Below are 3,852 nucleotides of genomic sequence, written 5' to 3'. Positions count from 1 at the left end.
CCGCCCCGTACAGCGAGCACAGCCCGGTCGACCTCACCGACAGCGAACCGGCCGACCGCGCGACCGCCGGCCGTGATCGTCGGCGTTCCCGCCGCCTCCAGCAGCCGGGTCCGCGCGGTGGACGGGTCGCTGTCGGTGAGGTCGACCGGGCTGTGCTCGCTGTACGGGGCGGTCAGCCGCGATTCGTCGACCCGCAGCGGCACCAGCACTCCCCCGCCGCCGAGCTGGTCGCGGCCGGTGGCGGTCTTCCACACCTCACCCGCGAGGGAGGTGCTCGCGTAGTGCCGGGTGAGCACGGCCAGCACCCGGCTGGCGCCGCTGACGGCCCGGTCGAACTCGGCCCGCCCGCCGGCGAGCAGCGGCACGTCCAGCGCGCGGCGGTCCACCCGCAGCCCGGCGTCCTCCAACTGGTCGGTGATCCACTCGGCCCAGAGCCGGTCGGCGGAGGCGTAGCTGAGCAGCACGGCCTGCTCGGCGGTGAGCCGGCTCCGTTCGAACTCGGCCAGCGAGCGGCGACGGTCCGTCTCGCCGATCGGGTGCAGCTGCGTGATCCGCCCGTCGGTGATCACCGAGGCGAGCTGCTCGTACGCGGCCAGCAGGGTGCCGACCTGCTCGGGCCGGTCGCCGAACGCGGCGAGGATCTCCTCGTAGGCGTAGAACGTGCGGTACGGCACCTCGATGGTGTTCCAGTAGCGGGCGGCCGCCGCGTCGGAGAGGTGGTCGAGGAACGGGGCGAACTCGGCGCGGACCAGGTCCCGACCGGTCTCCAGCTTGCGCAGCTCGGCGTCCTCCACGCGCATCGGCACCGGCAGCAGCAGCGGCGGGTCGTCCGGGCGCTGGCTGCGGATGGAGCGGGCCACCGCCGCCGCGCCACGGATGCTCTGGGTGGACATGGTGAAGCAGTTGACGACCAGGTCGGGCAGTTGGACGGTGCAGATGCCGGCGACGTCGCTGAGGCCGGTGCGGCTGTCGATCAGCACCACGTCGTACTCGGCGCGCATCTGCGCCCGGACCGCGTCGATGAACGACGCGCCGCCCTGCCGCTCGTAGAAGTTGGCCCAGTCGAAGGTGCTCACCAGCCGGGAGTACGCCGAGTCCTGCTGCCCGGCGGCCACGAAGTCGATCACGCCGCCGTGGCTGAAGTCCCAGTTCAGCGAGACCGCGCGTCGTTGGATCTTGGCATGACCGGTGAGGATCTCCTGGGAGTCCTCGTCACGGTTGCGCTGCATCGTGGCGATCGAGTAATCCCAGATCATCTCGATGACGCCGGGGGTGGCGCGCAGCTCCTTGTCGCGCAGGAACGGATGAAAGTAGCGGTGCAGGCCCGGAGACTCCAGGTCCCAGTCGACGACCAGCACCTGCAACCCCTGGCTGGCCAGGATCCAGGCCACGTTGGCCAGCGCCATCGTGCGGCCGGTGCCGCCCTTGTACGAGTAGAAGGTCACGATCTGGCCGCGTGCCGTCTCGTTCACCGCCATGGCGTGCCTCCCCTAGGGACCTTCGAGGATCGGGCGAAGACCGGAGCCGTCGGTGGGCGGCTCCTGGTAGACCGTGCCCGTGCGGTAGATCCGACCCTGCTCGACCACCAGCACGTCCTCCAGTTCCTCCTGGAAGCGTGCGGAGGTCGCGATCTCGGTGCGCCACACGTCGCGGGTGTTGTGCAGCACGTGATGCGGGAGCACCCGGGCCAGGGTGTCCCACATCTTGCGGTTGCCGCCGGCAGCCGCGTCGTCGGCGGCCGTCCACGGCACCAGCACCGGCGCCCGGGGCGAGTTCACGTCCCGGTCGTAGCCGATCAGGCTGACCTGGTAGCGCGGCAGGTCGGCGGACCAGACGTCGACCACCAGCACGACGATCTGGTTGTGCGCCCGCGCCCACTCCCGGACCACGGCCAGCTCCTCGGCGTCCTCCACTGTCCAGCCGTAGCTCTTGGTGGTGGCGATGGCCCCGGCCCAGCTGCCGATCGGCACCTCCAGCTCGGGCCGGTACGGCCGCCAGTCCCGCGAGACCGCGCCGTAGCGGTCCTCGGCGCCGGGCCGGCTGCCGGCCAGCTCGGCGGAGCTGCCGGCGACCAGCACGATGTGCACGTGCCGGGCACTGGTGGCCCGCTGCACCGCCGTCGACATGCTCGGGCCGTGGTGCGCCTGCGGCCTCGCCGGCCGGTCGAAGGCACTGGTCACCTTGGACAGCACGGGGCGCTGCGCCGGCCGGTGCAGGGTGTGGTCGCGGGCGGTCTGCACGATGTGCCGGGCGAGCGCGTCGACGAAGTCCTTGTAATCGTCCTCGTGCCGTTTGCGCTGCTTGAGGGTGAGCAGGCCGTCCTGGGCGTAGGCGGTGCCGGTGTGGAAGTTGCGGTACTGGAAGCCGGCGACCGCCGTGGGCAGCCGGTCGCACGGGAGCCACTGCACCGGCACGATCGCGGGCGGACGAACGTGGAACTGCCGCTCGTGCTCGTCGATCCGGTCGGCGAAGACCTGGAACTCCCGACCGCAGTAGTCGCTGACGACGTACCGCGGCGAGGTGAGCGCGACCAGGCAGGCGCTGGTGGACAACGCGTCGGACAGGGTGTCCGGCCAGGTGCTGCCGAGCGGGATGTGCCCGTCGATGAACCCCGCCTCGTCCCAGTGGAGGGCGGCCAGCCCGGCCACCGCCTCGCTGAGATCGACGAAGAACTCCTGTATCTGGCTGTTGCGGTTGTCCTCCTGGGCGTAACTCAGGAAAAAGAGTGGCACGCCCGCCTCCGCTCACGGGTTCCACGACCGGTAGGCACAGTATAGGACCGTCGATGCCACCCCACCCGGACCGCGATCATCGCTGCGGGCCGGCGAAGAGTCATATGCCCGACGCTTTGGGGTAGACCGTCGCCGTGTCCGAGGGCCTCCGGGTGGTCGTGGTCGGCGCCGGCTTCTCCGGTCTCGCCGCCGCGGCGGCGCTGCACCGGGCCGGCGCGCGCGTGCGGGTGCTGGAGGCCCGCGACCGCGTCGGCGGGCGGGTGCTGACCCGATGGCTGCCCGACGGGACGCAGCTCGACCTGGGCGCCCAGTGGATCGGCCCGACCCAGGACCGGATGTACGCGCTGGTCGCCGAGCACGGGCTGGTCACCTTCGCCTCGGCGGCGCTCGGCGCGTCCACCCTGCTGTGGGCCGGCGAGCGGCGACCCGACCCGCCGGCGCAGGTCGCCCGGGTACTCGGGCTGCTCGACGGGTACGCCGCCGTCCTGGACCCGGCCGAGCCGTGGCGGGCGCCGGAGGCCGCACGGTGGGACGCGACGACGCTCGGCGGCTGGCTGCGCGCCACGGCCGGGGACACCGACACGGCCGACTACCTGGGGCGGCTGCTCGCCGGCGGGCTGCTGGCCACCGCCGCGGACGAGCTGTCCCTGCTGCACCTGCTGTTCTACCTGCGCAGCGCGGGCGGCACCGGGCCACTGCTGGGCATGGCCGGCGGCGCGCAGCAGGACCGGATCGTGGGCGGTCCTGCGGCGTTGGCCGAGCGGATGGCGGCCGGGTTGCCGCCGGAGACGCTGCGGCTGGGCGCCGCGGTGCACACGATCCGGCAGGACGCGGACGGGGTGACGGTGTGCACCGACGCCGGGCCCGTCGACGGCGACGCCGTGGTGGTCGCGCTGGCACCGGCGCTGGCCGGCCGGATCCGGTACGACCCCCCGCTGCCGGCGCTGCGCGACGGCCTGACGCAGCGGATGCCGATGGGGTCGGCGTGGAAGGTGCACGCCGTCTACGCCGAGCCGTTCTGGCGTGCCGACGGGCGCTCCGGCGTGTCCACCAGCAGCGCCGGACCGCTCACCGAGACGGTGGACAACTCCACCCCGACCTCGCCGCGCGGCGTGCTGAC

General features: G+C 72.9%; 3 protein-coding genes. 1 reads left to right on the top strand and 2 read right to left on the bottom strand.

Annotated elements, in window-relative coordinates; genetic code table 11:
• Both AB0J68_RS28855 and AB0J68_RS28850 read right to left on the bottom strand, forming a co-directional pair.
• Positions 1–1,478: TIR domain-containing protein (locus tag AB0J68_RS28855; protein ID WP_363941638.1), on the bottom strand; the 1,478-nt coding region annotated here is incomplete at its 3' end.
• A gap of 12 nt (positions 1,479–1,490) precedes the next feature.
• The gene (locus AB0J68_RS28850) at positions 1,491–2,732 is read right to left on the bottom strand and encodes a TIR-like protein FxsC (protein WP_354862737.1); all 1,242 of its coding nucleotides are present in this window, start codon (positions 2,730–2,732) and stop codon (positions 1,491–1,493) included.
• 134 nt (positions 2,733–2,866) lie between these two features.
• On the opposite strand from AB0J68_RS28850, the gene AB0J68_RS28845 reads away from it, so the two are divergent.
• A partial coding sequence (locus tag AB0J68_RS28845; protein ID WP_363941636.1) for an NAD(P)/FAD-dependent oxidoreductase occupies positions 2,867–3,852 on the top strand: 986 nt, incomplete at its 3' end.

The organism is Micromonospora sp. NPDC049580 (assembly GCF_040675595.1).
In the GTDB taxonomy this organism is placed as follows: domain Bacteria; phylum Actinomycetota; class Actinomycetes; order Mycobacteriales; family Micromonosporaceae; genus Micromonospora.
The sequence above is the reverse complement of the archived record's forward strand: the minus strand, read 5'-3'. Positions and strand labels throughout refer to the sequence as shown.